Source organism: Micromonospora sp. NPDC005171 (assembly GCF_040608575.1).
In the GTDB taxonomy this organism is placed as follows: domain Bacteria; phylum Actinomycetota; class Actinomycetes; order Mycobacteriales; family Micromonosporaceae; genus Micromonospora.
Genome location: NZ_JBEXIM010000015.1, coordinates 41,545 through 65,573 on the forward strand (window position 1 = coordinate 41,545; position 24,029 = coordinate 65,573).

The 24,029-nt window shown below is 72.2% G+C and carries 28 protein-coding genes; 17 read left to right on the top strand and 11 right to left on the bottom strand.

Features of this window, described 5'->3' with window-relative positions; all coding sequences use genetic code 11:
- Window positions 1-18: 18 nt before the first annotated feature.
- Window positions 19-948, bottom strand: coding sequence for a LysR family transcriptional regulator (locus tag ABZU74_RS19350; RefSeq protein ID WP_355425482.1), 930 nt, complete (start codon window positions 946-948; stop codon window positions 19-21).
- Window positions 949-1,076: 128 nt separating this feature from the next.
- On the opposite strand from ABZU74_RS19350, the gene ABZU74_RS19355 reads away from it, so the two are divergent.
- Both ABZU74_RS19355 and ABZU74_RS19360 read left to right on the top strand, forming a co-directional pair.
- Window positions 1,077-2,330, top strand: a complete 1,254-nt coding sequence (locus tag ABZU74_RS19355; protein ID WP_355425484.1) for an MFS transporter — start codon at window positions 1,077-1,079, stop codon at window positions 2,328-2,330.
- Window positions 2,330-2,902 (top strand): GNAT family N-acetyltransferase, encoded by a 573-nt coding sequence (locus ABZU74_RS19360; RefSeq protein WP_355425487.1) that lies wholly within the window; start codon window positions 2,330-2,332, stop codon window positions 2,900-2,902. The genes ABZU74_RS19355 and ABZU74_RS19360 overlap by 1 nt, the downstream gene beginning before the upstream one ends.
- 34 nt (window positions 2,903-2,936) lie before the next feature.
- Here the strand turns inward: ABZU74_RS19360 and ABZU74_RS19365 are convergent, their stop codons facing one another.
- A complete protein-coding gene (locus ABZU74_RS19365; RefSeq protein WP_355425489.1) occupies window positions 2,937-3,677 on the bottom strand; it encodes an NAD(P)H-binding protein in 741 nt (246 codons plus the stop codon).
- Between the two features lie 125 nt (window positions 3,678-3,802).
- Here ABZU74_RS19365 and ABZU74_RS19370 point away from each other — a divergent pair, with 125 nt between their 5' ends.
- A complete protein-coding gene (locus ABZU74_RS19370; RefSeq protein WP_355425492.1) occupies window positions 3,803-4,285 on the top strand; it encodes an Rrf2 family transcriptional regulator in 483 nt (160 codons plus the stop codon).
- Window positions 4,286-4,292: 7 nt separating this feature from the next.
- Here the strand turns inward: ABZU74_RS19370 and ABZU74_RS19375 are convergent, their stop codons facing one another.
- Window positions 4,293-5,846 carry a glycosyltransferase family 39 protein gene (locus tag ABZU74_RS19375; RefSeq protein ID WP_355425495.1) on the bottom strand — a complete coding sequence of 518 codons (1,554 nt, stop codon included), beginning with the start codon at window positions 5,844-5,846 and terminating at the stop codon, window positions 4,293-4,295.
- Between the two features lie 123 nt (window positions 5,847-5,969).
- On the opposite strand from ABZU74_RS19375, the gene ABZU74_RS19380 reads away from it, so the two are divergent.
- From ABZU74_RS19380 to ABZU74_RS19390, 3 genes are read left to right on the top strand one after another with little or no spacing between them, the layout of a single operon-like run.
- Complete coding sequence (locus tag ABZU74_RS19380) at window positions 5,970-7,001, top strand: aldo/keto reductase (RefSeq protein WP_355425497.1); 1,032 nt, start codon at window positions 5,970-5,972, stop codon at window positions 6,999-7,001.
- Window positions 6,998-7,504 carry a DinB family protein gene (locus ABZU74_RS19385; protein WP_355425500.1) on the top strand — a complete coding sequence of 169 codons (507 nt, stop codon included), beginning with the start codon at window positions 6,998-7,000 and terminating at the stop codon, window positions 7,502-7,504. Before ABZU74_RS19380 ends, ABZU74_RS19385 begins: the two co-directional genes overlap by 4 nt.
- Window positions 7,505-7,528: 24 nt before the next feature.
- On the top strand, window positions 7,529-8,128 hold the full coding sequence (locus ABZU74_RS19390) for a GNAT family N-acetyltransferase (RefSeq protein ID WP_355425503.1): 600 nt from the start codon (window positions 7,529-7,531) through the stop codon (window positions 8,126-8,128).
- A gap of 37 nt (window positions 8,129-8,165) precedes the next feature.
- Here ABZU74_RS19390 and ABZU74_RS19395 read toward each other — a convergent pair whose 3' ends face one another.
- The 4 genes from ABZU74_RS19395 to ABZU74_RS19410 form a co-directional block, all read right to left on the bottom strand.
- On the bottom strand, window positions 8,166-9,062 hold the full coding sequence (locus ABZU74_RS19395) for a hypothetical protein (RefSeq protein ID WP_355425506.1): 897 nt from the start codon (window positions 9,060-9,062) through the stop codon (window positions 8,166-8,168).
- Entirely contained in the window at window positions 9,049-10,326 is a 1,278-nt protein-coding gene (locus ABZU74_RS19400) for a hypothetical protein (protein ID WP_355425509.1), read from the bottom strand. Before ABZU74_RS19400 ends, ABZU74_RS19395 begins: the two co-directional genes overlap by 14 nt.
- Before the next feature lie 106 nt (window positions 10,327-10,432).
- Window positions 10,433-10,678 carry a flavin reductase gene (locus ABZU74_RS19405; protein ID WP_355425511.1) on the bottom strand — a complete coding sequence of 82 codons (246 nt, stop codon included), beginning with the start codon at window positions 10,676-10,678 and terminating at the stop codon, window positions 10,433-10,435.
- A complete protein-coding gene (locus ABZU74_RS19410; RefSeq protein ID WP_355425513.1) occupies window positions 10,678-10,824 on the bottom strand; it encodes a hypothetical protein in 147 nt (48 codons plus the stop codon). The genes ABZU74_RS19405 and ABZU74_RS19410 overlap by 1 nt, the downstream gene beginning before the upstream one ends.
- A 118-nt stretch (window positions 10,825-10,942) precedes the next feature.
- Here ABZU74_RS19410 and ABZU74_RS19415 point away from each other — a divergent pair, with 118 nt between their 5' ends.
- Window positions 10,943-11,710 (top strand): DUF5753 domain-containing protein, encoded by a 768-nt coding sequence (locus ABZU74_RS19415; RefSeq protein ID WP_355425516.1) that lies wholly within the window; start codon window positions 10,943-10,945, stop codon window positions 11,708-11,710.
- Complete coding sequence (locus ABZU74_RS19420; protein ID WP_355425519.1) at window positions 11,701-11,892, top strand: DUF397 domain-containing protein; 192 nt, start codon at window positions 11,701-11,703, stop codon at window positions 11,890-11,892. Before ABZU74_RS19415 ends, ABZU74_RS19420 begins: the two co-directional genes overlap by 10 nt.
- A gap of 84 nt (window positions 11,893-11,976) precedes the next feature.
- Here the strand turns inward: ABZU74_RS19420 and ABZU74_RS19425 are convergent, their stop codons facing one another.
- A complete protein-coding gene (locus ABZU74_RS19425) occupies window positions 11,977-13,209 on the bottom strand; it encodes an MFS transporter (protein WP_355425522.1) in 1,233 nt (410 codons plus the stop codon).
- Window positions 13,210-13,277: 68 nt separating this feature from the next.
- Between ABZU74_RS19425 and ABZU74_RS19430 the strand changes: the two genes are divergently transcribed.
- The 6 genes from ABZU74_RS19430 (at window position 13,278) to ABZU74_RS19455 (ending at window position 18,526) form a co-directional block, all read left to right on the top strand.
- Window positions 13,278-13,793 (top strand): MarR family transcriptional regulator, encoded by a 516-nt coding sequence (locus tag ABZU74_RS19430; RefSeq protein WP_355425525.1) that lies wholly within the window; start codon window positions 13,278-13,280, stop codon window positions 13,791-13,793.
- Window positions 13,794-13,848: 55 nt separating this feature from the next.
- Entirely contained in the window at window positions 13,849-14,364 is a 516-nt protein-coding gene (locus tag ABZU74_RS19435) for a DUF2087 domain-containing protein (protein ID WP_355425527.1), read from the top strand.
- Between the two features lie 353 nt (window positions 14,365-14,717).
- Complete coding sequence (locus ABZU74_RS19440) at window positions 14,718-16,412, top strand: ATP-binding cassette domain-containing protein (RefSeq protein ID WP_355425530.1); 1,695 nt, start codon at window positions 14,718-14,720, stop codon at window positions 16,410-16,412.
- A 21-nt stretch (window positions 16,413-16,433) separates the two neighbouring features.
- The gene (locus ABZU74_RS19445) at window positions 16,434-16,928 is read left to right on the top strand and encodes a GNAT family N-acetyltransferase (RefSeq protein ID WP_355425533.1); all 495 of its coding nucleotides are present in this window, start codon (window positions 16,434-16,436) and stop codon (window positions 16,926-16,928) included.
- A gap of 102 nt (window positions 16,929-17,030) precedes the next feature.
- The gene (locus ABZU74_RS19450; protein ID WP_355425716.1) at window positions 17,031-17,456 is read left to right on the top strand and encodes an Hsp20/alpha crystallin family protein; all 426 of its coding nucleotides are present in this window, start codon (window positions 17,031-17,033) and stop codon (window positions 17,454-17,456) included.
- Between the two features lie 71 nt (window positions 17,457-17,527).
- Entirely contained in the window at window positions 17,528-18,526 is a 999-nt protein-coding gene (locus ABZU74_RS19455) for a tyrosine-type recombinase/integrase (protein ID WP_355425536.1), read from the top strand.
- Between the two features lie 22 nt (window positions 18,527-18,548).
- Here ABZU74_RS19455 and ABZU74_RS19460 read toward each other — a convergent pair whose 3' ends face one another.
- Window positions 18,549-18,920, bottom strand: coding sequence for a VOC family protein (locus ABZU74_RS19460; protein ID WP_355425539.1), 372 nt, complete (start codon window positions 18,918-18,920; stop codon window positions 18,549-18,551).
- 87 nt (window positions 18,921-19,007) lie between these two features.
- Between ABZU74_RS19460 and ABZU74_RS19465 the strand changes: the two genes are divergently transcribed.
- On the top strand, window positions 19,008-19,853 hold the full coding sequence (locus ABZU74_RS19465; protein WP_355425542.1) for an LLM class flavin-dependent oxidoreductase: 846 nt from the start codon (window positions 19,008-19,010) through the stop codon (window positions 19,851-19,853).
- 4 nt (window positions 19,854-19,857) lie between these two features.
- On the opposite strand, the gene ABZU74_RS19470 is transcribed toward ABZU74_RS19465, so the two are convergent.
- Window positions 19,858-21,561 (bottom strand): acyl-CoA dehydrogenase family protein, encoded by a 1,704-nt coding sequence (locus tag ABZU74_RS19470; RefSeq protein WP_355425545.1) that lies wholly within the window; start codon window positions 21,559-21,561, stop codon window positions 19,858-19,860.
- Window positions 21,562-21,708: 147 nt separating this feature from the next.
- On the opposite strand from ABZU74_RS19470, the gene ABZU74_RS19475 reads away from it, so the two are divergent.
- Both ABZU74_RS19475 and ABZU74_RS19480 read left to right on the top strand, forming a co-directional pair.
- Window positions 21,709-22,167 carry a hypothetical protein gene (locus tag ABZU74_RS19475; protein WP_355425548.1) on the top strand — a complete coding sequence of 153 codons (459 nt, stop codon included), beginning with the start codon at window positions 21,709-21,711 and terminating at the stop codon, window positions 22,165-22,167.
- Entirely contained in the window at window positions 22,154-23,347 is a 1,194-nt protein-coding gene (locus tag ABZU74_RS19480) for a low temperature requirement protein A (protein WP_355425550.1), read from the top strand. The genes ABZU74_RS19475 and ABZU74_RS19480 overlap by 14 nt, the downstream gene beginning before the upstream one ends.
- Window positions 23,348-23,408: 61 nt before the next feature.
- On the opposite strand, the gene ABZU74_RS19485 is transcribed toward ABZU74_RS19480, so the two are convergent.
- Complete coding sequence (locus ABZU74_RS19485; protein ID WP_238688998.1) at window positions 23,409-24,017, bottom strand: thymidine kinase; 609 nt, start codon at window positions 24,015-24,017, stop codon at window positions 23,409-23,411.
- Window positions 24,018-24,029 lie beyond the last annotated feature (12 nt).

Consider the following 24,029-nt stretch of genomic DNA (forward strand, 5'->3'; position numbering starts at 1 on the left):
TCATGGGATAGTCGCCGCCTAACCCCAGGGCGGTAGCCACACCTCGATGTCGGACGCCTGCGTTCGCCGGGAGTTGAGGTAGTCGCGCAGTGCGCGCAGCGCGGGATGCGGGTTGTCGTCGCGCCAGATGAGCGACATGGGATAGATCGGCGCCGGGTCGCGCACCGGCACGCGCCGCAGGTCGTAGCTGTCCGGCCACAGGTACCGGGTGCGAACGCCTGCGAGGGTCGCCAGCTCCGCGGAGTCGGCGATCTCGGCCAGCAGCGCCTCGTTGCCGAAGACCGGCCCGACCCGGTCGATGGTGAGGCCGAACGCGGCGGCGAGCTCGTCGTAGTAGTCGGCCCACTCGGTGCCGGGCGCCATACCGGGCATCCAGATGCGGTGCTCGGCGAGCTGCGCGGGCGTGACGGTGCGGGCGTTGGCCAGGGCGTGACGTGGGCCGACCAGCAACTCGTGGTGCTCGTCGATCACACGCGTGGTTCTGATCGCGGCGGGCAGGTGACGCGCTGCGACGGTGACGGCGTGGAAGGTGGCGTCGACCGTCCCCGCCTCGACGGCGGCCATCGCGGCGTGGACGTCGGCGTCGAGGGTGACGACGTCCAGTTCGATGCGGGGATGCACGCGGTGGAAGTCCTGGAGCAGCACCGCTGGTGCGGTCCGTCGGCTGTGCACGTCGACGCGCAGTGCCCGTCGACCGGGGCGTACGGAGGCGTCGGCGCGCGCCTCGGCCCGCAGCAGTTCACGGGCGTGCGGCAGGAAGGTCTGACCGTCGACGGTGAGGTGGGTGCCGCGCGCGGTGCGGGTGAACAGCCGTACCCCGAGGTCCTTCTCCAGGGCGGCGATGCGCTTGGAGACGGCCTGCTGGGTGATCGACAGCGCGGCGGCGGCGTCCTGGAACTGGCCGGCGTCGACGGCGGCGACGAAGGTGCGGACGGCATCAAGATTCACCCGACGAACCCTACTGACACAACCTGTGGTTGTGGCGCGCCGCTCATTCGGTTGTTTGATCCGAAGTCACCGACCTTGCTTTGATCGCGGCGGTCAACGACGAGTTGTCGACAGCGGGAGGTGTGGGCTTGTCCGCGAAGCGATCCCTGGGTCGGCGGTTCGGGTGGTTGTGGGCGTCGTACGCGGTCAGCGCCTACGGCTCGGGGCTCGGGTTCGGCGCGTTGCCGTTGATCGCCGTGCTGGTGGTGCAGGCCAGCCCCGCCCAGGTGTCGGTGTTGGCCGCGCTGGGGCCGGCGGTGGGCGCGCTGATCGCGTTACCGCTCGGGCCGTGGGTGGAGTTCCACCGCAAGCGGCAGGTGATGATCGCGATGGACCTGACCCGGTTCGCGGCCCTGCTGACCATCCCCGTCGCGTACGCCATCGGCCGGCTCAGCTTCGGGCAGTTGCTTGTCGTATCGGCCGTGGTCGCCACCGCCAAGATCGCCTTCAACGCGGCCAGCGGCGCCTTCCTCAAGGCCCTCCTCCGGCCGGAGGACCTGCTGGTGGCGAACGCGCGGTTCGAGTCGACGGCCTGGAGCTCGATCGCGCTCGGGCCGCCGCTGGGCGGCGCGGCGGTCGGCCTGTTCGGGCCGGTCGTCACCATCGTGGCCGACGCGCTCAGCTACCTGCTGTCGGCGTTGGGCCTGGCGGCCATTCGCAGCCACGAGGACCAGCCCCGACGCAGTGGCGCGGCCCGGGTCCGGTCCGGTGAGCTGCTCGACGGTTGGCGGCACCTGCTCACCCACAGCGGCCTGCGGGCGCTCTACCTCAACCAGTTGCTCGTCGGCGGACTGATCATGGCCACCGAGCCGCTGCTGGCCGTACTCCTGCTCGGCGAGTTGGGGTTTCCACCCTGGCAGTACGGCCTCGCCTTCGCCGTGCCCTGCGTCGGCGGTCTCATCGGGTCACGTCTGGCCCGTCGGGTGGTGGCGCGCTACGGCCAACACCGGATCATCCGCACCGTGGGCACGCTGCGCGCGATCTGGCTGATCGGCCTCGCCGTCGTCCAACCCGGCGTGGTCGGTCTCGCCACGGTGATCGCCGTCGAGTTCGCGATCATCATCAGCATGAGCCTGTACAACCCGGTGCTCGCCACCTACCGCCTGGAACAGATTCCGAAGGATCGCGTCGTCCGTACCCTGTCGGCCTGGTCGATCGGCAGCAGCGCGGCCATCGCCGCCCTCAGCGCGCTCGGTGGGCTGCTCGCGCAGGCCACCAGCCCCCGTACCGCGATCACCGTCGCCGGGCTGGTGATCCTCGCGAGCCCGCTGCTGCTGCCCCGCCGCGCGGACGCGGATCGGCCGGCACCGGAACGCTCCACGCGGGTCTCTACGATCGCGTGATGTTCCAGCCGACGTACCCGATCCGCACCGCGCGGCTCGTCCTGCGCCCGGTCACCGTCGACGACCTCGACGACGTGTACGCGTTTCAGCGCCGACCCGACGTGGTGCGCTGGATGCTCGGGGCGGAGCCGCGTACCCGTGAGCAGTCGCGGGCGTCGGTGCTCGCCATGACGGGGGAGGACGCGTGGCGCGCGGAGGGTGACTGCCTGACGGTGGCCGTGGTCGCCGACGCCGCGGTGATCGGGATCGTGGAGCTGGTGTGGCGCAGCCAGCTGGACCGTACCGCCGAACTCGGGTTCGTCTTCCACCCCGACCACGGCGGTCGCGGGTTGGCCACGGAGGCCGCCACCGCGTTGCTGGACTGGGGTTTCACCGAGTTCGGCCTGCACCGGGTCTACGGCCGGTGCCACGGTCGTAACACCGCGTCGGCCCGGATGATGGCGCGACTCGGCCTGCGGCAGGAGGCCCGCCATGTCCAGAGTTACCTGTTCAAGGGGGAGTGGGCCGACCAACTCGTCTTCGCGATCCTAACGAACGAGTGGCGGGCCGGGGTCCGCACGCCGCCGTCGTGATCGTCCGGCACGGCGGCGTGCGGGGTGTGCCGGCTCAGGCCTGGCGGCCGAGCCACTCCCGGTACGCCGTGGGGGCGATGACGGCGTCGTCGGAGCCAATGAGGACATCGCCGGGCACGGCGGCGAACATGCCGGCGGTGTTGTCGGTGGTCACGGTGCGCTGGTCACCGCGGGCGGCGAGGGTGATCCGACCCAGCTCGTCGAGGGCGAAGACGTCAGGCCCGGCGACGTTGCGGACGCCCTGCAACGGCGCGCCCATGCTGACCTCGGCGACGGCCTGCGCCACGTCGGCGGCGGCCATCGGCTGCACCGGCGTGCTGGGCAGCCGGACGGTGGTGTCGTCGGCCGTCCAGGACATGATCGCCTCGACGAACTCGAAGAACTGGGTGGCGCGGACGATCGAGTACGGGATGGGACCGGCCGTGAGGATGTCCTCCTGGAGGGTCTTGGCGCGGTAGTAGTCCAGGTCGGGCACCTGGTCGACGCCGACGATGGAGAGGATCACCGCGTGGCCGACGCCCGCGCGGGCGGCTGCGGCCAGCAGGTTGTCCATGGTCGTCTGGAAGAAGGCGGGCGAGGCCTCGTCGAAGGTTGGCGAGTTGGTCAGGTTGACGACGACCTCGGCGCCGGCGAGGCCGTCGGAGAGGCCCTGCCCGGTGAGCAGGTCCACCCCGGTGGACGGCGAGAGCGGCACTGCCTCGTGGCCTGCGGCCTGCAGGATCTTGACGACCTGTGACCCGATGAGGCCGGTCCCGCCCAGTACGGCGATCTTCATGCCTTGCACCTTCCCGTGACGACGTGGTCCGACGGCTGAGGTTCAGCCGATACTCGGACCTCTCTTGTCCGAGAACTATACTCGGACACAATGAATCCGAGTAACGGGGTGACTAGGGTGACGTCATGAAGATGTCCGGCGGGGTCGAGTGGGCGCTGCACTGCTGCGTGGTGCTCACCGCCAGCCACACGCCCGTTCCGGCGGCCAAGCTGGCGGAGCTGCACGACGTCTCCAGCAGCTATCTCGCCAAGCAACTCCAGGCATTGGCCCGCGCCGGCCTGATCCACTCCGTGCAGGGCAAGTCGGGCGGGTACGTGCTGACCCGCGCACCGGAGAGCATCACCCTGCTCGACGTGGTGCGGGCCGTCGACGGCCCCGGCCCGACCTTCGTCTGCACCGAGATCCGCCAGCGCGGACCCTTCGCCACCCCAGCCGACGCCTGTACCACGCCGTGCCCGGTCGCCCGCGCGATGTGGGCGGCCGAGGACGCGTGGCGTCAGGCGCTCGCCGCGGTCACGATCGCCGATCTCGCCCGCGACGTCGACGCCAACTCCGGCCCCGAGGCGCTCGTCGGCATCCAGGCCTGGCTGACCAGCGGGACCAGCTGAACCACTGTCAGCCGGTGTGGCGTACCTCGGTGTCCCAGATCTGCGCCCACGGACGCCGCAGCCCCCGACACACGAAGATCGGGCCGCCGTTCTCGTCGTTCTCCACCTCGACCCGCTGGTCCACCCGACCGGCGGGCGCGCACTGCTCGAACCAGGTGGTCAGCTGGTCCGGGCGCTCCCAGCCGACGGCGATGACCACGTCCGCGTCGGCGGGCGGCCGACCGAAGTCGACCATGCTGTTGTGCCCGGAGTACGCCCGAGGCAGACCACGGGCCGGCCCGTACCGGGCCACCGCGCCGGCCTCGCCATAGTTGCCGGTGAGGACGACCGCTCGCGAACGCTCCTCGGGCGACAATCCACGGTGGACAATGGCGATCGAGTCGACGAACTCCGGCCAACCGATCGTCTCTCCCGCGTCGTAGTTGACGTCGACCACGAAACCGGGCAACCGGTCAGCCGGCAGCACCGGCAACAGCAGCACGATATTGGGCAGCAGGAGCGGCACCACGCCCAGCGCGAGCAGCCCTCGACGCACCCGGACCGACCCGCGCGCGGCCCAGGCGGCGGTCACCACCGCACCGGCTGCGGTGAGGACCAGCAACAGCGGCGCGTCGTAGTAACCCTTGCCGCCGGCGATCAGCACGATGCCAACCACCACCAGCCACGCCCAGCCCACCGCCCGGTAGGCCCGCCACGCCGGCCGGCGCAGCAGCGCGACGAGACCGGCGATCCAGATCGGTACGGCATACGGGCTGATGATGACGAACTGGAGGGTGAACGCGTCGAGCCGACCGCTGTAGGAGCTGTCGCCGTCGGAGATGGACGCGGCCACGCCGAGCTGCGGGAAGCCGTTGGCCGCCTGCCAGATCAGGTTCGGCGCGGCCAGCAGCACAGTGATCCCGGCGGCGGCGAGCACCCACCTGTCGCGTAGCAGTCGACGCGGCCCGGCGATGAGCACCCCGGCGACCAGGCCCACGGCCAGCAGCGCCGGCAGCAGCTTGCTGAGCATGCCCACCCCGAGCGCCAGCCCGATGCCCAGCGCCCAGCGGCTGTCACCGGTGCGGAGCAACCGCACCGCGCACCAGGCCGCGACCAACCAGACCAGCAGGTCGACGGTGGTGGTGCTGAGCAGGTGACCACTGGCGAGCACGATGCCGGAGAGCGCGGCGAGCACCGCCGCGACGAGTTGCGTGCCCCGGCCGGCGCCCAGCTCCCGGGCGATGGCGGCGACCAGCAGCACCGCGCCGCCGGCCAGCACCGCCGACGGGGTACGCAGCACCACCAGGTTGCCCGGGGCGATCGTGTCGAGCAGCCGGGCCAGCGCCGGAACCAGCGGCCCCTGGTCGACGTAACCCCAGTCGAGGTGCCGACCGGCGAGCAGGAAGTACAACTCGTCACGGTGATAGCCGTAGCGGCCCGCGAGCAGCAGCAGCGTCACTGTGGTGGCGGCGGCCACCAGCCACGGGCCGCGGCTGCGCGCGCCGGGCTCGGGTGGCACCGCCGACGGGGGCGACTGGGCGGGCTGGTGAGGACTGTCGATGCCGATCGCGGGCTCGCTCACCCGCTCATGATGACCCTCGCAGTGGCCGCGCGGGTGCCCGTGCCGGTGTTCGGCACTGTCCCGTGTGCGGGTGGCCGGGACGGGTGCGAAGATCAGCTTCGTCACTCGGACCGAAAGGACGATATGCGCTATCGCACTCTGGGCAGCACCGGCACCGTGGTGTCCACCCTGTGTCTGGGCACGATGACCTTCGGCGCGGAAACCGACGACGCCGGCAGCTTCGCCCAACTGGACCGGTTCGTCGAGGCCGGCGGCACCTTCATCGACACCGCCGACGTCTACTCCACAGGTGTCTCGGAAGACATCATCGGGCGCTGGCTGCGCAGCCGACCCGACCTGCGTGACCGCCTGGTGATCGCCACCAAGGGGCGGTTCCCGATGGGCCCGGGAGCGAACGACGCCGGTCTGTCCCGGGTGCACCTCACCCGCGCCCTGGACGCCAGCCTGCGCCGGCTCGGCGTCGAGACCATCGACCTGTACCAGGCGCACGCCTGGGATCCGCTCACCCCGTTGCCGGAGACGCTGCGGTTCTTCGACGATGCGGTCAGCGCCGGCAAGATCCGCTACGCGGGGGTCAGCAACTTCACCGGCTGGCAGTTGCAGAAGGCCGCCCTGCTCACCCAGCACCTCAACCTCACCCCGATCGTGACCCTGCAACCGCAGTACAACCTGCTGGCCCGGGAGATCGAGTTCGAGTTGGTGCCGGTCTGTGAGAACGAGGGCATCGGCATCCTGCCGTGGTCACCGCTGGGTGGCGGTTGGCTGACCGGCAAGTACCAGCGCGACAGCACGCCCACCGGCGCGACCCGGCTCGGCGAGAACCCGCACCGTGGCGTCGAGGCGTACGCGGGTCGCAACGCCGAGGAGCGCACCTGGCGGGTGCTCGACGCGGTCCGCCAGATCGCCGGGGACCGCGGCGTGTCCATGTCGGCGGTGGCGCTGGCCTGGCTGGCGGGCCGACCGGCGGTCACCTCGGTGATCCTCGGCGCGCGCACCACCGACCAGCTCGACGACAACCTGACCGCCGCCGACCTGGTCCTCGACGCCGAGCAGATGCGCCTGCTGGACGAGGCGAGCGCCCCGCTGGTCGGCGACTACCCGTACGGCGCGGCCGGGGTGCGTCAGCGCGCCCGTGACCTGCCGACCGGTTCATGACGTCGTTTCCCGAGCCCACCAACCCGGCCGGCAGCCGCACCGAGGTCTTCGTGCGCTACCTGGACTACTTCCGCGAGTCCGTTGTGGCCAAGGTGTCGGCGTTGGCCGAGCCGGAGCTGCGGCGCAGCCGGCTGCCGTCCGGGTGGACCCCACTGGAGCTGCTCACGCACCTGCGCCACGTCGAGCGGCGCTGGATCGAGTGGGGTTTCCAGGGCCGGGACGTCGCCGAGCCGTGGGGCGACCGCCGCGACGACCGCTGGTACGTCGCCCCCGACGAGACCCGCGCGGATCTGGTGGCGGCGCTGCGGGCGCAGGGCGCGCACACCACGGCCGTGGTGACGGCACACGACCTGGCCGAAATCGGTGCGCCGGGCCCTCGCTGGAAGGGCGCGGACCCGGCGTCGCTGGAGCGGGTGCTGTTCCACCTGGTGCAGGAGTACGCCCGCCACCTGGGTCACCTCGACGTGGTCGCCGAACTCGCGGGCGGCCCGACCGGGGAGTGAGTCCGTCGGCCCGATAATGGGCTGATGCCGCTGCTCGTCGCGCCCGCCCTGCCCGCCGGGAGCCTCGCCGCCCAGGGCCAACCCCACCTTCCGGTACGCCCCGGGCTGACGCTGCGGCCGTGGCGTGACGACGACGCCCCGGCCGTTCGGGCTGCCTTCGGCTGTCCGGCGATCCAGCGGTGGCATGTGCGTCGGCTCGACAGCGACGACGAGGCACGGGTGTGGACGGCGCAGTGGGCGAGCCGTTGGCGTGACGAGAGCGCCGCCAGTTGGGCGGTCGTCGACGCCGACGACCGGCCCGTCGGTCAGGTGGGGTTGCGCGATGTGCTGCTGACCGAGGCGTCGGCGCAGGTGTCGTACTGGGTGGTGCCTGCCGCGCGCGGGCGGGGGATCGCCACCGAGGTGCTGCTCGCCCTGACCCGGTGGAGCTTCACCCGGAGCGGGTTGCACCGGCTGGCCCTGGAGCACTCGACCGGCAACGCGGCGTCCTGCCGGGTTGCCGCGCGGGCCGGCTTCACCGAGGAGGGCGTGGCCCGCGGGTCGGTGCGCCACGCCGACGGCTGGCACGACATGCACCTGCACGCACGGCTGCGCACCGACGGTGACGGTCGCGAGCAGTCGTAGCCGCACAGGCAGGCTTTGTCGACCAGTCCGGCGGCTGTCAGTAGGGGCAGGTGCGCTTGTCGCGCATCATCTGCGCGTACTCGGCGCCGGTGATGCGCAGCCGGTCGGTTTTGGTGCCGTCCTTGGCACGGCAGTCGATGATCGGACTGAGGTATACCCAGGTGTAGGCCGAGTCGTCCGCGCGCCCGGTCACCTCGAACGGCTTGTCGCCGGGTGCCGAGATCACCATCGTCTGGCGTCCTCCGTCGGCGAGGTAGTCCAACTCCAGTCGCCATCGGCAGTGCTGCTTGGCGCTGAGCGCTCGTACCTGAATGACGTTCTTCTCGCCCTTGGGCAGGGTGATCTTGTGGGTGGCGAAGAACGGGGCACCGGCGTCCGTGCCTTCCCGGTCCTCGACGAGCATCCGGGGATTCGGGCGATCCACGTGTGTCACGAGGACGACCTTCGCCGAGTCACCCTGGGATTCGTTGGGCTCCCGGATCCCGGTGAGCGGGGCGCGGCAGGGTTCGACGAGGACGGGCCGGAGGTCGACAGCCTCGGCTGCCTCGTCCCGGGTGCCGACGAGGGTGATCTCCCACGTGCTCCGTTCGACGTCGACAGCGCCGGCCTGGACTGTCGGATCGTCCGGCCGATCGGCGTCCAGGCGGGCCAGGTCGGAGCCGGCGGGGTAGACGTAGTTGAGCGCACCCTCCTGCGGGTACGGAATGTGCTTCACGTCGAGGACGACGAGTGGCCCCCGGCCGGCCAGCTTCTCGGCCAGCTCGTTCGCCGGTTTCCACTGGTTGATCGTGCCGAGGAGGACGGCGCCGAGCCAGGCGCCGACGGCGCCGATCACGATCGTCAGCAGCCAGGTGACGGGGCGCTTCCACCAGGCGACGGTTGCCGGCGCGGGAGCTGCCTTACGGCGACGTGGGCGCTTGTTACGTGGACTCATGGACCGGAGTCTCCTGCGTATCAGTGGACGTGTTGATGGACGTGTCGGTGTCGAGGAGCCGGCGGGCCAGCAGCACGGGCAGCGCGACGAGCCAACCCCAGGCCGCGCCGAAGCGCAGCGCGGAGGTCAGTTGGAGCCCCAGGGACTCCCAGGGCGCGCAGCCGGTGGGGGAGTCCGGGACCGCGCAGTCGACGAGGACGTCGGACGTCGCGGTCAGCGCGGAAGCCGCGATCGTGGCACCCCAGCAGACGACGACGAGCCCGAGACGGTGCCCGGAGTTCGGCAGGCCGGCGAGCAGCGCCCACAGCAGGAGCCACAGCACCAGCAGCAGGGCGATGGCGAGCACCGACCTGTGCACCCACACATCCATCGTCAGGGGATTCGGCTCGATCTCGTGAGTCAGCCGGTATTCCACGTCGCCGCGTGTGCGTGGCGGCGGCGACAGGGCGGGACGGTACAGAAATTCCCTGAGCAGTCCGAGGAAACCCCTCCCGGAATAGCTCTCCCGCACCGCGTGGGTGCCGTTGATCAGCATCAGCAGCAGCACCGGAAGGGCACCGGCCAGGGCCAGGTTCGCGCTGCGTCCTCGCACGTCGCCGATCAGCGGGACGCGGTCTGTCGGCTCCGGGTCCTCGTCCGTGTCGTCAACCGCGTCCTGGCCCTCGTCTTCGCCGTCATCCTCGTCGGTCGCCTTGTTCAGCCGATCCAACAGCACCATGGCCAGGCTGACGCCCCCCACCAGGGATGCGTTCGTGCCTGCCACCAGCCAGCCGAGAAAGAGGGCGTCGGAGGTCCAGGCAGTCAGCGTCAGGTGTGCGCTGGCGAGGAGCGTGGAATGGTCCAGTGCCTCGTTGGCGTACCAGCCGGCGGGGGCAGTGTGGACACGGACCACGAACGTGGCCCACCAGAGCAGGTCCCCCACTGCCGTGGCGGTGAGGGCGGCGGCCGCGCCGGTCATCGCCGCGATGAACGGGTGCGTCCGTCGGGTGACGAGGCCGCAGGCCAGGTACGTCGACACCCCGATCAGCAGGATCACGACCCAACGGATCAGCGGCGTCACCGCGTCCATCATGGGAGCGATGGTGGGATCCAGGGGTGCGAAGAAGACCACGCCCTTCGCGGCGAGCGTGGGGAAGTCGACGGCGGTCCGCGTGACGGTGAGAGGCTCCGTCATCGAGCGCACCTGGGCGGTGACTCCCAGGTAGATCAGGATGGCACCCACCGCGGCGAGCACGGCGACGACAATCCTGTGTGACCGGCTCATCCTGCCGGCCTCATCCCGCAATGGGTCGTCACGCCCGTCAGTCTCTCGCATCGCACCGCCTCGTACAGGCCCGTCCGTGCCCCCTTCGGAGGTGGCTGACGACGCCTCAGCGGGCTTCCGCCCAGCCGACGAAACGCGGGGTCAGATCGGGCAGCGCGACGTCCGGGTTGAGCTTGGTGAGATCAGCTGTGGCTTCCTCCTGGACCTTCGCCAGGTGGATCAACAGGCCCGGCCGATCACCGCGGAACTCGCCGAGCAGTCGCAGCTTAGCGGCCGAGCACGGCCACAGGATGCCGCAGACCGGGCAGCGCCACGACGGTCGCAACGGCGAGTGCTTCGGACGCTCGGACATCAGCCGACCGCCACTGTCGCGCGGCGCTGCTCCGGTGTGGACCGGCGGGGCTGGACGAATGTCGACTTGCGGAATTGAACGCTCGCGGCGGTGGTCAGCAGGACCACGTCCCCGCCTCTGAGGGCGCCTCGTACCTCGTTCTGCACAGCCTCTCCTCCTCCTTGCGGCTCCGTCTACACCGCACTTTGCCGGGTGTTGCTGGACAAACACACAGCGTTACGTAACCTCTTCATCGCAGCGGATTTGTTCCACGGGAGGGACGGCATGAACCACGCCTTTGTCGCAGCGTTGGCTGCGGCGGGTCACACCGCCGAGAGCCTGGCAGGTCAGCTCGGCGTGCACCCGAAGACCGTCGCCAGGTGGGCAAACCCGGGGCACATTCCCCAGAGCCGACACCGCGCGACCGTGGCCGGGTTGTTGGCGAAGGACGCCGACGCGCTGTGGCCGGACGTGGTCCGTCGCCGCGAGCCGGTGTGGTTCCGGCCGTGGGTCGACCTCGAACGCGAGGCCGTGACGCTGCGGTCGTTCCAACTCGCCTGGGTGCCCGGCCTGCTGCAGACCGAGGCGTACGCCCGGGCGACCCTGGCCGGTGGGGTGCTGACACCGGAGGCGGTCGCCGAGTTCGCCGAGGCGCGGATCAACCGGCAGGCGATTCTCGGCCGTAGTGGCGGCCCGCTGCTGATCGCGGTGCTCGACGAGGCGGTGCTGAGGCGGCGTGTCGGCGACGACCGCGCGCTGATGGCGGCGCAACTCGCGCGCCTGGTCGGCTACACCGAGGCGGGCACCATCCAACTCCACATCGTCCCGGCGGACGCCCCCAGCTACCCCGGCCTCGACGGGCCGTTCACCATCGCCGACATGCCGGACGGGTCGCGGGTCGCGCACGTCGACAGCGCGGCACGGGCGCAGATCCTCGATCAAACGTCGGATCTTGTTAGCCTGGAACGGCGGTGGGAGCGTATTCGCGGCGAGGCCCTGCCCCGAGGGCGTTCGATGGACCTTCTCAGAGAAGCGGCAGCATCATGGACATGACCGGTGCGCGGTGGCGGAAGAGCACGAAGAGCGGCGGCAACGGTGGTGACTGTGTCGAGGTCGCCGACAACCTGCCGGGTGTGGTCCTGGTTCGTGACACGAAGGACCGCGACGGCGCAACGCTGGCGTTCAGCGCGCAGTCGTGGCGTGGCTTCGTCGCCATGGCTCGCGACGCCGGCTGACCAACCACATCGCACGCAAGGCTCCCGGCATCGGCCGGGAGCCTCCGTCGTGGGTGGGCCGGGCCGCACCGACGATCGATCGGATCAACGGACGACGGTGGGTTCGGCCGGTTGCGGTTGCGGGGTCGCCGGCCAGGTGAGTCGGCGTACGCCGGGCACGAGCGCGGTGCCCGCGCAGGCGGCGAGGACCAGCAGGCCCGCCACGGCCAGCGGGACGGGTGCGCCGAAGGCGTCGGCGGCCAACGGCGCCAACGCGTAGCCCAGCGGCATGGCACCCAACGACACCAGCCAGTCGTACGAGGTGACCCGGGCCAGGACCTCCGGCGGGAAGTGGTGCTGCACAACGGTCTCCCACACCGGGTTGAGGTAGCCGAGGGCGGTCAGCGCCACCGCGTAGGCGGCGATCACCGCGGCGACGGGCGCGGCGACGGCCAGCAGGAACAGCGGCGCGGCGTAGCAGGCCAGCCCGAGGTTGGCCAGCAGCACCGGCCGGTGCAGCCGGACCCGCCCGGCCAGCAGCGATCCGGTGAGCATCCCGATCGCGCCGGCCTGCAAGAGCAGCACCCAGGTCGTCTCGCCGCCCAGCTGGTCGATGGCGACGGCCGGCCCGAGGGTCATCAGCACGGCGGCTGCGCCGTTCCATACGCCGTGCCCGAGCAGACTGGTCCAGAACCAGTCGCGGGCGCGTACCTCGCCGAAGCCGTGCCTCAGGTCGGCGAGGACGGAACGGCGGGGCACCGGCACGTGGCGGACCCGCACCAGCGCGAGCAGCGTGGCGCTGAGCGCGAACGACGCGCCGTCCAGGATGAACGCCCAGCCGGGCCCGGCGGCCCAGATCAGCGCGCCGGCCAGCGCCGGACCGGCGAGGCGGCTGGCGTTGGCGGTGACCCCCATCAGGGCGTTGGCGCGCTGCCGTTCGGCTGGTTCGACGGTGCCGGCGACCAGCGGAGACGCGGTCGGAATGGCGAACGCCGAGGCGGTGCCGCCGAGCGCGGACGCCACCACCACCGTGGTCAGCGACGGGTCGCCGCCGAGCAGCTCGACGCCGACCGCCAGCTGCGTTGCGCAGCGGACCAGGTCGGCCAGGAGGGCGACCCGACGGGCGTCGAACCGGTCGGCCACCACACCGCCGAACGGCAGCAGGAGCAGCCGGGGGACGACGGCAGCGGCGAGGACGACGGCCAGCGCGCCGGTGGAGCCGGTGGCCCGCAGCACGGCCAGCGCCAGCGCGGCGGGCACCACGGCGTCGCCGAGAGCGGAGAGGGTGCGACCCAGGAACAGCAGCCGGAAGGAGTGGTTGCGCAGGGGGTGAGCCATCACCACAACATACTTCGACATCGAATATTTCGGCAATGAATATTTCGACGCTGAGGTAAGCTGGCGCGGTGACGACCACCCCGGACGCCGTCGACCAGCACATCGAGCGCTGGCTGCCCGTGCTGCCCGACCTCGACGCGGACGTCGAGGGGGCGGTGACCAGGATGATCCGACTGACCCGGCACCTTCGGGCGGTCAAGGAGCGGGTTCTGGTCGACTTCGACCTGCCGGCCCACGAGTACGACACCCTGCACGCCCTGGCCGGCCACGGTGGCCGGGCGGCACCCTCGGACCTCGCCGCGGACCTCACGATGGCCCCCGCCTCGATCACGGCGCGGGTGGACGCGTTGCTGCGGCGGGGCTTCGTACGCCGGATCCCGTCGACAGTCGACCGTCGCCGGGTCGACGTGGAGCTCACCGAGGCGGGTCAGGCCGCGTGGCGCGGGGCGATGGAGGTCCAGGGCGCCGAGGAGCACCGCCTGCTCGGCGCGCTCACCGCGACCGAGCGGCGACACCTATCCGACCTGCTGCGCCGGGTGCTGCTCGTCGCCGAACAGCCACAGAGCACGCCGCAGACCGACTGAGCAGGCCGGAAAATCGCCTGGCGGTCCGCGTACCGCTGATGGAAGGGTGACCGGCGTGACTGCGCATGTGCTGGCCGGGGCCCTGGCCGACGACGGACGGCGACGGATCTTCGCGGCGATCGTGCTGGGTGCGACAAGCGCGACCGAGGTCGCCGAACGCGCCGGCCTTCCGGCGCGGGTGGTGCTCACCGGGGTCCGCCGGCTTACCGACGCGGGTCTCGTCACCGGCGCGGACGGCGCGCTCGCGGCCGACGAGGCATCACTGCAGGCCACCGCGCGCGACAGCCGCCCGGCCGACGAGGCCGAGCCCGGCGTCGACCCGGTGCTGCGGACCTTCCTGCGCGCGGGCGTCCTGGTGGGTCTGCCGGCACAACCGAGCCGGCGCAGGGTCCTGCTGGCGCACATCGCGGAGCGGTCGTTCGAGTTGGGCACGCGCTATCCGGAACGGGCCGTCGACGACGCGCTCAAGCCGTGGTGCGCCGCAGGCGGGTCGGATCACGTGACGCTGCGCCGGCATCTGATCGACGAGCGGTTGCTCACCCGCGAGCACGGCATCTACCAGCGGCTCTGATCGCCCACTGCGCTGCGGAGGAGGTTGCTGGCGTCGGCGCGCGACCTCCGGCACGCCCTCGGCGCGGCGCACGCGCTGATCGCCCTGCTGCCCGCTCCCGCCGGTAAACGGGACGCTGGCATTCCCCCGCCCACCTCGTGTCGCGCTCACCCGGGGGTGGGCGAAATCCTCGGGAGTTGATGCGCCGAGGTTGCTAACATCGCCGTCATGGCACGAGGTATCTGGTCGCAGAAGGTCCGCTCCGCCCGCTGACGGCGGCGCCCTTCGTTCTGCTGAATTCGCGCTCGCCGTCCCGGTTCCCGCCGGGCGGCCGTTAGCTGCTGCCCGGCTCCATCGCGAGCTGCGGAGCACCGTTGAACCTCACCCCGAACCCCGAATCCCTGTCCCGGTCCGTCGAGGCCGGCAGCGCGCACGTACGCGCCACCGACGTCACAGTGACCCGCGGGTCCCGTCGCGTCCTGACCGATGTCTCGGTCACCGTCGCCGCCCGGACGCGGCTGGCGGTCGTCGGCGAAAACGGTCGCGGCAAGACGACGCTGCTGCACGTCCTCGCCGGGCTGATCACGCCGGACGACGGCACCGTGCAGCGGGCCGGCACCATCGGCCTGGCCCGCCAGGAACTGCCCGCCCCCGACGGCGGGACGGTCGGCACCCTCACGTCCGAGGCGCTGGGCGCGTCACTCACCGCCCTGGCCGCGCTGGACGAGGCAACCCTCGCCCTGACCACTGGCGATCCGAGCGCCGAGGACCGCTACGCCGCCGCGCTCGACGCGGCCACCCGGCTCGACGCGTGGGATGCCGAACGTCGCGTCGACATGGCACTGGAGGCCCTTGACGCCTGCACCGACCGCGACCGTCCCCTGGCGACGTTGTCGGTGGGGCAGCGCTACCGGGTACGGCTGGCGTGCCTGCTCGGCGCGCGGCACGACGTGCTGCTGCTCGACGAGCCGACCAACCACCTCGACGCTGATGGTCTGGACTTCCTCACCCGCCGGCTGCGCGAGCACGACGGCGGTCTCGCCATCGTCAGCCACGACCGGGCGCTGCTGCACGACGTCGCGGACCGGTTCCTCGACCTCGACCCGACCCGCGACGGAAAGGCGCGGGTCTACGCCGGAGGTCATGACGCCTGGCAGGACGCGCGGCGTCGCGAGCGGGAGCACTGGGAGCAGGAGTACGAGCAGCAGCAGGCCGAGGGTCGACGGCTACAGGACGCGGTGTCGAAGGCCCGCGACCGGCTCTCCACCGGCTGGCGGCCGGACAAGGGGACCGGCAAGCACCAGCGCCAGTCCCGCGCGCCGGGCGTCGTGCAGGCCCTGAACCGGCAGCAGGACGCGCTCCAGGCACACCGGATCGACGTCCCGAAACCACCGCCGACGCTGCGGCTACCGGACCTCGGCGTACGTCCGGGCGCGCCGCAGGTACGTGCACAGGGCGTCGCCGTCGACGGGCGGCTGCCTGGTCCGGTCGACCTCAGCATCGACGGCGGCGGCCGGCTGCTCGTCACCGGGCCCAACGGCGCCGGGAAGTCCACACTGCTCGCGGTGCTCGCCGCAGCGCTCGCACCCACCGACGGGTACGCCTGGACGGCGAGCGAGGCACGGGTCGCCCGGCTCAGCCAGGAGACCACCGGGCAGGCCCCCGAACTCACCGCCGACGAGGTGTACGCCCGTCAGGTGGGACGACTGGTGTCGCGCGGGATGCTGCCCGCCGCCGAGGCCGTGCCGCTCGGATCGCTCGGGCTGCTGGACTCCGCCGCGATGCGGACGCCCGTCGGGCGGATGTCGCAGGGGCAGCAGCGCCGCCTCGACCTGGCGCTCGTGCTGGCCGGGCGTCCCACGCTGATCCTGCTCGACGAGCCGACCAACCATCTGTCGTCGGCCCTGGCCGACGAGCTGACCGCCGCGATCCGCGCCACGAGCGCCGCCGTCGTCGTCGCCACCCACGACCGGCAGTTGCTGCGGGACCTGGCCGACTGGCCGCTGCTGCGGATCGGCGAGTCGTCGACACCGGGTGCCCGAACCCGGGCGACCGGACAAAGCCGTTGACCGGCCGGTGATGATCAACAGGTGACCATTACCGGCCGGCCCACCTGGGTGACCACCGCTGTCCGACCCGACCACCCCGACGCCGGGCTGCTGCTGCGCGAGTACATGAGCGAGATGGTGGTCCGTTATCACCGTCGCCCGGCCCTGCCCGGCGAGGTCGACGCGGCCCTGGCCGAGATGCCCAGCGACGACCTGACCGCGCCGAGCGGGCTGCTCCTGCTCGCCCATCACGGCCCGGACCTGGCCGGCTGCGCCGGGCTGCGCTGGCAACCCGGCTGGGCCGAGCTGACCCGTGTGTTCATCCGCCCCGAGCATCGCGGCGCCGGTGGGGGCGCCGCGCTGCTGGCCGCCGTCGAGGAGCGGGCCCGCACGGCCGGGGCGGACCGAATCCGGCTCGACACCCGGCACGACCTGGTGGAGGCCCGCGCCCTGTACGCCCGGCACGGCTACGCCGAGATTCCGGCGTTCTCGCAGGGCCCCTACGCCGAGCACTGGTTCGAAAAGTGGCTGTTGTGAGCGGTTGACGTCGGCGCACGGACGCGCTAAATAAGAAGAGGAAGTTGAGTCACCCCGGCTCAACTCATCACCTTCGGCCAGGAGAACCGAGGAGGCATGACCATGTTGATGCGTACCGACCCGTTCCGCGAGATCGACCGGCTCGCCGAGCAGTTCTTCGGTACGGCGGCCCGTCCCGCGACGATGCACCTGGACGCCTACCGCGACGGCGACCACTTCTACGCGGCGTTCGACCTGCCCGGCGTCGATCCGGACAGCATCGACTGCACCGTCGAGCGCAACGTGCTCACCGTCCGCGCCGAGCGTCGCCGACCCGCCGGCGACGGCGTCGAACTGGTCGCCGCCGAACGCCCGATGGGCACCTTCACCCGGCGGCTGTTCCTCGGCGACACGCTCGACACCGACAAGCTGGAGGCCGGCTACGAGAACGGGGTGCTGACGCTGCGCATCCCGGTCGCCGAGCGCGCCAAGCCCCGCCGGGTGACCATCCAGGCCAACGGCGCCGCCCGCCGAGAGATCAACGCCTGATCCGACACGGTGACGGGTGGGACCGGCGCGCCTGCACGCCGATCCCACCCGAGGCTGAGAGCCTTTTTCACATGGTGTTCTCCGACGCTCCGGTGCTCGCCCGCCCGCCCTCGCCACCGGCGCTGCCGAGCGGGCCGGTCGAGGTCACCGAGGCGTGGCTGCGCAACCGGCGGCTGTCCGAGCACACCCGCGACGCCTACCGGCGTGACGTCACCGGCTGGCTCACCTGGTGCGCCGGCCGCGACCTGGACCCGCTGCGCGCCACGTTCCTGCACGTCAACGAGTACGCCCGCGCGTTGGAAAGCAGCGTCGGCGCCCGCAGCGGCCGGCCGCTCACCCCGGCGACCGTCGCGCGCCGACTCTCGGCGCTGTCCAGTTGGTACGACTTCCTGGTCAAACTCGGCCCGGTGCCGGCCAACCCGGTCTCCGGCGCCGACCGCCCCCGCGTCGACCGGGACCACTCCGCCACCGTGGGGCTCACCCCCGAGGAGGTGGACGCCCTGCTCAGCGCCGCCGACGCGGACACCGGCGCCACCGCCGTACGCAACCGGGCCGCGCTCGCGCTCCTCGCCGACCTGGGTCTGCGGGTCGGGGAACTGATCTCACTGGACCTGACCGACCTCGGCACCGAACGCGGCCATCGCAGCGTGCGCTTCATCGGCAAGGGCGGCAAACAACGCCGCCGCGCCCTCACCCCCGGCACCGGCCACGCCCTGGACGCCTACCTGGCCCAGCGGGCCGCCGCCACCGGCGTGCCGGTGCCGCAACTCACCGGCCCGCTGCTGGTCACTGCCAGCGGCGCCCGGCTGGACCGGCACTCGGTGTTCCGGATGGTCCGTCGCCTCGCCCGCGCCGCCGGCATCCCGGCCTGGGCGAAGCTGTCCCCGCACTCGCTGCGGCACGCCTTCGCCACCACGGCCCGCTCCGAGGGCGTGCCGTTGGAGGACGTGCAGGACGCCATGGGGCACGCCGACCCACGCACCACCCGCCGCTACGACCGGGACCGGCACAACCTCGACCGCGACCCCGCCTACGCGGTGTGGGCCGCCCGGTCGCGTCGCCGCGGCTGAGCGCTGAGCAGCGCGGGCAGCGTCAGCCCTGCGGACGGGGGCAAATGCAGAACGGCTGCCCGATCGGGTCGAGCAGCACCACCCACCGCTCACCACCGGGCTGGAAGGCGGGCTTCGACGCGCCCGCGGCGACGAACTTCTCCTCCGCCGCCGCCAGGTCGTCGACGTACAGATCCAGGTGGTAGCGCTTGTCGCCGGTCTGGTCCGGCCAGGAGGGCGGTCGGTAACCCTCGACCAGGCCGAAGCCGATCGAGACGCCACCGGAGCTGATCATCGCGTACTCCGGTTGGCTGTGGGTGACCTCCCAGCCCAGCGCCTCGTGGTAGAACGCGGCGTGGCCGGCGGGATCGGAACTGTCGAGGTTGACCATCGCGAGGTCGGCAGAAACTGTCATCCCGGCAGTGTGCCGCCGGGGTCCGACAACTCCCGCCGCGCTCGCCACTCGCCGCGGAGTGTCGGGCCCCCGCCCTACGGTCGGCGGATGAGACACGGTCTGGAGATTTCCTGCGGCGGCGCCCCGATCGCGGTGTCCACTCTGGTCGAGCTGGGTGAGCTGGCCGAACGCGCCGGCTGGGACGGCGTGTTCCTAGAGGACTATCTGATCCACTATTCCGGCGACGAGCCGTTCACCTACGACCCGTGGCTGGTCCTCGCCGCGATCGCCGGGCGCACCGACCGGGTGCGACTGGGCACCACGGTCACCGCGCTGCCCCGGCGTCGCCCGGCGAAGTTGGCGCGGGAGGTCCTCACCCTCGACCACCTCAGCGGGGGCCGGGCCACCGTGGCGGTCGGTGTCGGCGACCCCGGCGACCGGGGTCTGGCCGCCTTCGGCGAGCAGACCGAGGTGTCGGTGCGGGCGGCGATGCTCGACGAGGGGCTCGACCTGCTGACCGGGTTGCTCAGCGGTGAGCGGGTCAGCCACCAGGGCACCCACTACCGCGCCGACGGGGTGGCACTGCGACCCGAGCCGGTGCAGTCACCACGGGTGCCGGTCTGGGTCGGCGGGAGCACCCAGGCCGGGGCGGTGCGCCGCCGGGCCGCCCGCGCCGACGGCATCGTGCCGTACAAACTCACCGACACCGACGGGTGGTCCGACTTCACCCCCGACGAGATACACGACCTGGCGAACGCCCTGCCGTCGACGCGCGCCGACGGTCAACCCTTCGACGTGGCGGTCGGCGGCCGGCGGCGCCGTTCGGACGAACGCACCGAACGGGCCCACCTCGGTGAGCTGGCCTCCGCCGGCGCCACCTGGTGGCTGGAGTTCGTCCCGGCCGGCGATGCGGCGACGATGCGCGCGGCCGTCGCCCGAGGCCCGCTGCGCTGACCCGTCAGCAGAGCAGGTCGAGGTGGTGGTGGGCGTCCTCGGCGATCTCCTCGTGGCGCAGCCAGCGGCGCGCCCACAGCCGGGCGGCCAACTCCGCCTGCTCGTCCCCCCACGCCGCGTGCTCGACGAGCAACGCGGTGGTCAGCGCGTACGCCAGACGCAACGCCAGACCACGGGCACCCGCGAGCACCGCCGACGCACCCGGGTCGGCGGTCACCGCGGTGATGGTCTCCGCCAACTGCGCGGCGGCCGTGGCCAGGGTGTCGGCCAGCACCGGCGACACCGGCCGCGCCAGGTCGACGGCGGCGGCGAGCCGGCTCAGCAGCGGCGCCCCGGCGTCCTCCCGGGTCAACGCGCGCAGCACATCCAAAGCCAGCACATTTGTGGTGCCCTCCCAGATCGGCAGCACCTGGGCGTCGCGCAGCAGCCGGGGCACCCCGGTGTCCTCCACGTAGCCGGCCCCGCCGAAGCTCTCCACGTACTCGCTCGCGGAGCTGACGGCGAGCCGGCCGGTGGCCAGCTTCGCCAACGGCGCCACGATGCGCAGCTCCGCCGCGGCCTCCGGGTCGGCGCCGACCTCGACCCGACCGAGCAGGGCGAAAGCGTGCCCAGCCAGGGCGAACGCGCCCGCCGCGTCGACCGCGAGGGTGCCCAGGGTGGCCCGGTGCAGGGGCGAGGACGCCAGCGGGCCGCCGGCGACGTGCCGCACCTCGGCGTACGCGCTGGCGTAGGCGAGACCCCGTCGCATCCCGCCGGCCGCCGCGGCGGCGTTGTGCACCCGGGTCACCACGACCAGGGTCATCGCCCGGACCAGACCGGGCACCGCCGGGTCACCCAGCGGAAGGGCGTACGCGTCGTGCAGGCCGATCTCGGCGGTGGGCAGCGCCCGGGTGCCTAGCTTGTCCTTGAGGCGGTGCACTGTGACACCCGGTGCGGGTGCGCCCGGTGCCGCACCGTCGGCCAGCGGTGAGTCGACCGCGTACCGGGGAACGAGGAACGGGGCGAGCACCCGGCTGCCCCGCCCGGCGCCCTCCGGTCGGGCCAACGCCACCGCCATCGCCGCGTCGGCGGCGGAGCAGAACCACTTCTCCCCGGTCAGCCGCCACGACCCGTCCGCCGCCGGGCGGCCGAGCGTGCTGGAGCGGCCCAGGTCGGAACCGCCCTGCGACTCGGTCATCCACTGCCCGCTGGTGATCGCCGTGGCCGGGTCCGTGGAGATCAGCCGGGGCAGCCACGCGTCCCGGACGGTGGCGTCGACGTCGGGCATGCTGAGCAGCGCCGCCGCCCCGTCGGCCATCGCCACCGGGCAGGAGAACGTCGCCGACTCCGGCCCGTACAGGTGCAGCAGGGCGTGCTGCACGACCCGCGCGGCGGCACCCCAGGTGCCCCGGGCGTCCGGCAGGTAGGGCAACGCGACCACGGCGTGTCGGGCGGCGGCGGCGCGCTGCGCCTGCCAACCGGCGGAGGTGTCGATGCGGTCGATCCGCGCGCCCCACGGGTCGTAGCGGACCAGCGTCGGCGGGTGCGCCTCCGCGTCGGCGTGCGCCGCGCGCAGCGGCCCGGTGACGTCGGCGGCCAGGTCCGCGAGCCGGCCCTTCGCGGCGGCGTGCCCGGCCGGGCCGAGGTGGCGCTCCAGCCAGGACCGCAGCAGGCCATCGCCGGCGTACGGGTCGACGGGGGGTGATACCGGCTGCACGAAGCGGCTCATCGATCGGCTCCTGGCACTGCTCGGGGGGTGTGCGCCGACGGTAGACGATGCAGGGCCGCCGGGAACAGGGCACACCCGCCCATCGGGCGCACCCAGTTTCCGGCTTGTCGCCCGTCGGCGCGAGCGGGTTCTCTACGGTCGGTAGTCGTGGGTGCCGGCCAGCCATGGAGCCGACCGGCCCGGCGTCACCGCCCGATGCGCACCGGGTTGGCGTTCGCCGGGTTCGGCGTGGCGCTGTGCTGCGTGGGGGTGGCCGGGTTGGGCGCCTGGAACCTGCAGACCGTCCGGCAGGCCGCCGGCCCGATCCGGGAGACCGCCGACAGTTTCCTCAACGAGGTGACCCTCGGCGACAGCGACCGGGCGTACGAGCGGCTCTGCGAGGACGCGCGCAGCCGGTGGAGCGCGATCGGCTTCACCAGTTGGGTGCGGACGCCGCCGATGGTCACCGACTATGAGATCACCGACGTTTCGGTCGCCACCCGCAGCGGGCGACCGCAGGGCACGGTGACCGTGAAGGTGACCCGCGACGGCGGGCTCAACGAGGAACGACGCCTGCCGGTGGTCCGCGAGGACGGAAACTGGCGGGTGTGCGGTGACCCCTTCTGAGCCGCCGGCCGTCGACCTGGCGCACCCCCGGCTGCTGCGCCGACGTCAGGGCGTCGAGCCGACCACCTCGACCGAGTTGTTCTTCGACCTGGTCTTCATCTTCACGATCACCCAGGTGTCGCACTACCTCATCGAGCATCCGGACTGGCGTGGTGCCGGCCGTACGACGCTGCTGCTGGCGCTGGTCTGGTTCGTCTGGGTCTACACGACCTGGGTCACCAACTGGCTGCAACCGGACCAGGGCCCGGTACGGGCGATGCTGATCGGGGTGACGCTGGGCAGCCTGCTGTTGTCGGCGGCCATCCCGCAGGCGTTCGCCGGGACGGGTCTGCTCTTCGCGGTGGTCTACGTGAGCGTCCAGGTGGGCCGGACCATGTTCGCGTTGTGGGCCGCGCATGGCAATCCGTGGCTGGTCGACGGGTTCCAGAAGTCGCTGCCGTGGATCGCCGCCACGTCGGTGCTCGTGGTGGCCGGCGGCCTGGTGGACTCCCCGGCCCGGGAGGTGGTGTGGGCGGCCGTGATCGTGCTCGAGGTGGTGGGCCTGTCGATCGGCTATCCGCTGCCGGGGCGTAAACGCAGCCGCCCCGAGCGGTGGATGGTGGAGGGTGGGCACCTGGCGGAGCGCTGCGCGGCGTTCGTCCTGATCGCGCTCGGCGAGTCGATCCTGGTCACCGGCAGCACCCTCACGTCGCACGTGGACCTGGTCCGGTCGGGAGCGTTCCTGGTGGCGTTCGCCGGTTCGGTGGCGCTGTGGTGGGTGTACTTCGCGCGCTCGGCCCCGGCCGCCGCGGAGGTCGTCGCCGGCGCGGGCACGCGTACCGGGGCGTTGAGCCGGCTCGCGTTCAACTACCTGCACCCGGTGATGGTCGCCGGCATCGTCGTCACCTCGGCGGGCGACGAACGGCTGCTGCACGCCCCCGGCGCGGCGGCCACCACGGTCACCGCCCTGTTCACCCTGGGCGGCCCGGCGCTGTTCCTCGCCGGGCACGCCGCCTACAAGGTGGTGCTGTGGCGAACCCCGCCGACCAGCCGGATCACGGCGGTGGTGATCCTGCTGGCGCTGGTGCCGATCGGTGTGAGGCTGGGGGCACCCGTCGCGGCGTGCGCCACGGCGGCGTTGGCGGTGACCGTCGCCGTCATCCTGACCGACCGGTTCCGGTCACTGGCGACTGAGCGGTGACCGGGTCGGTGCCGAGCCGAGGTCCACTGGCACGGTGTCGGTTGTCCGCGCGGCGGGCGTCTCAGTCACGGGGGCCGAGGTCGCCGCTGCGGTAGTGCCGGCGGCAGAGCACCTGGTAGCGCACCTCGGCGGTGTCGACGGTGTCGCCGATGACGACCTGGGCGCCCTCGCGGACGACCCGCCCGTCGACGACGCGGGCGTTGAGCAGCCCCTCGCGGCCGCACCAGCAGAGCACCTCGACCTGGATGCGAGCCACCTCGTCGGCCAACTCGAACAGGCGTTGCGCGGCGGGGAACATCCGCGACCGGAAGTCGGTGGCCAGGCCGAACGCGAACACGTCGACGTCGTAGCTGTCGACCAGTTCGGCCATCTGCTCGACGTGCTCGACGGTGTAGAAGCACGCCTCGTCGCAGATCAGGTAGTCGACGCGTACCCCGTCGGCCCACCGGCCGCGCACCAGGGCCCGCAGGTCCAGGTCGTCGGTGACCTCGATGGCCTCGTGGGCCAGGCCGATGCGGGTGGTGACCTGCGGCCCCAGCGACCTGTCGATGCGGGTGGTGACCAGCCCACGCCGGCCCTGCCGGGCGTGGTTGTAGTTCATCTGCAACGCCATGGTGGACTTGCCGCAGTCCATCGGCCCCCAGAAGAACTTCAACGCCGCCGCGTGCACCGGACGCCCGTC

Coding starts and splice junctions, on each gene's coding strand:
- ABZU74_RS19360 (WP_355425487.1), top strand. CDS start 2,330: ATGTTCCAGCCGACGTACCCGATCCGCACCGCGCGGCTCGTCCTGCGC.
- ABZU74_RS19365 (WP_355425489.1), bottom strand. CDS start 3,677: ATGAAGATCGCCGTACTGGGCGGGACCGGCCTCATCGGGTCACAGGTC.
- ABZU74_RS19370 (WP_355425492.1), top strand. CDS start 3,803: ATGAAGATGTCCGGCGGGGTCGAGTGGGCGCTGCACTGCTGCGTGGTG.
- ABZU74_RS19380 (WP_355425497.1), top strand. CDS start 5,970: ATGCGCTATCGCACTCTGGGCAGCACCGGCACCGTGGTGTCCACCCTG.
- ABZU74_RS19385 (WP_355425500.1), top strand. CDS start 6,998: ATGACGTCGTTTCCCGAGCCCACCAACCCGGCCGGCAGCCGCACCGAG.
- ABZU74_RS19390 (WP_355425503.1), top strand. CDS start 7,529: ATGCCGCTGCTCGTCGCGCCCGCCCTGCCCGCCGGGAGCCTCGCCGCC.
- ABZU74_RS19395 (WP_355425506.1), bottom strand. CDS start 9,062: ATGAGTCCACGTAACAAGCGCCCACGTCGCCGTAAGGCAGCTCCCGCG.
- ABZU74_RS19400 (WP_355425509.1), bottom strand. CDS start 10,326: ATGAGCCGGTCACACAGGATTGTCGTCGCCGTGCTCGCCGCGGTGGGT.
- ABZU74_RS19405 (WP_355425511.1), bottom strand. CDS start 10,678: ATGTCCGAGCGTCCGAAGCACTCGCCGTTGCGACCGTCGTGGCGCTGC.
- ABZU74_RS19415 (WP_355425516.1), top strand. CDS start 10,943: ATGAACCACGCCTTTGTCGCAGCGTTGGCTGCGGCGGGTCACACCGCC.
- ABZU74_RS19420 (WP_355425519.1), top strand. CDS start 11,701: ATGGACATGACCGGTGCGCGGTGGCGGAAGAGCACGAAGAGCGGCGGC.
- ABZU74_RS19425 (WP_355425522.1), bottom strand. CDS start 13,209: ATGGCTCACCCCCTGCGCAACCACTCCTTCCGGCTGCTGTTCCTGGGT.
- ABZU74_RS19450 (WP_355425716.1), top strand. CDS start 17,031: ATGTTGATGCGTACCGACCCGTTCCGCGAGATCGACCGGCTCGCCGAG.
- ABZU74_RS19455 (WP_355425536.1), top strand. CDS start 17,528: ATGGTGTTCTCCGACGCTCCGGTGCTCGCCCGCCCGCCCTCGCCACCG.
- ABZU74_RS19460 (WP_355425539.1), bottom strand. CDS start 18,920: ATGACAGTTTCTGCCGACCTCGCGATGGTCAACCTCGACAGTTCCGAT.
- ABZU74_RS19465 (WP_355425542.1), top strand. CDS start 19,008: ATGAGACACGGTCTGGAGATTTCCTGCGGCGGCGCCCCGATCGCGGTG.
- ABZU74_RS19470 (WP_355425545.1), bottom strand. CDS start 21,561: ATGAGCCGCTTCGTGCAGCCGGTATCACCCCCCGTCGACCCGTACGCC.